General features: G+C 31.1%; 1 pseudogene. It reads right to left on the reverse strand.

Going from position 1 to position 1175, the window contains the following annotated elements:
- Positions 1 to 1059 precede the first annotated feature (1059 nt).
- Positions 1060 to 1175, reverse strand: a pseudogene (locus BN200_RS09880) (16S rRNA (guanine(966)-N(2))-methyltransferase RsmD); the annotation flags it as partial.

A 1175-nucleotide genomic window follows, 5' to 3' on the forward strand; every position in this document is an offset into this window, starting at 1 on the left:
TTATCTTTAATTATACATTGAAACTCTATTGTTCGAAGAACCTGACCAAAACACATTGCACATCGAAGACAATAAATAAAAACTTCATCTTCCTCAGAAGTTTTTTGAAGCGGCTCTCTCTTGCCATGACAAACTTAAAGAAAGCTAAATTTTACTGCAAGGTGTGCATGAGAAAGAGAAATTACAGCTATTCAATGCTTCATTTATATCAACTCTTTTATAAAAATAAGAAACATTTCTTATACTAAACGAGATGTTTTCCAGTTATTGCATAACGAAAGTGATCTTTCCATATCCTTGAAGATAAAGAAGCAAACTGAATGAATTGAATCTGTACATTACTGATCAGCCGTTGATGACAATATATGTCTTAAGAAAACTCAACCCAAAGAAGCCATAGCTGTTGTTGTAAAATATATCCTAAATTATATCTCTCCATCCTTAAACTGATAAAGGGAAACGCCAACATCCTCATTCTATTTACCAACTCAAAATGGTGAAACTTCTCTGGCATTGAAACAGTTCATGAAAGATACTTACTCTTTTCTTGCTTTTATCTACACAGCAATCCTGCTTGTGATATGCAAGCAAACAGCTTTTATCGATTTATCATGAACCGATTTGAAATGAAAAATTTCTACTTTATTAGATGCTCGAATACAACAGGAAAGAGATAAGTTATGAATCAATATTTTATTATGAAGACTCTACACAAATAGTTACCGAATGAGAAACGAAATTTGGGATTGCTAAAAATCTTTCTTAAAAAAATAAGCTATTCTCCCATGCATCGATTTAAAAAGAGACATTGCATGGTTAATAACCATCTCATTCATGCTATATTTGCCATATCTTTGAAAGGAAGTTTGTTATGAAAATCAAAAATATATAAAGAAAGCATTTTATTTGGCACATTCGTAAAGCTCTTGATGAAAAAATTAAATTTTATAATCTTTGTCTGTCACTTACCTTTCAAAGCAACACGTCTAACAAGGAGAGCCCATGAAAAAAGCTGTACAGAATATTTCTTTACCTTATCGAGTCAAAATGAGAAATTCCTTAAACTTGAAGCATTGATTGCAGTTTATAAAAATGTATTGCTGTCTCACCATAAAAACGCTCATCATCTTTATAAAATATCTCAGGTAAATCAATAATCGCGTCTTTCTTTTCTT

Origin of the sequence: Bartonella senegalensis OS02 (assembly GCF_000312545.1) — a bacterium.
Taxonomy (GTDB): Bacteria; Pseudomonadota; Alphaproteobacteria; order Rhizobiales; family Rhizobiaceae; genus Bartonella; species Bartonella senegalensis.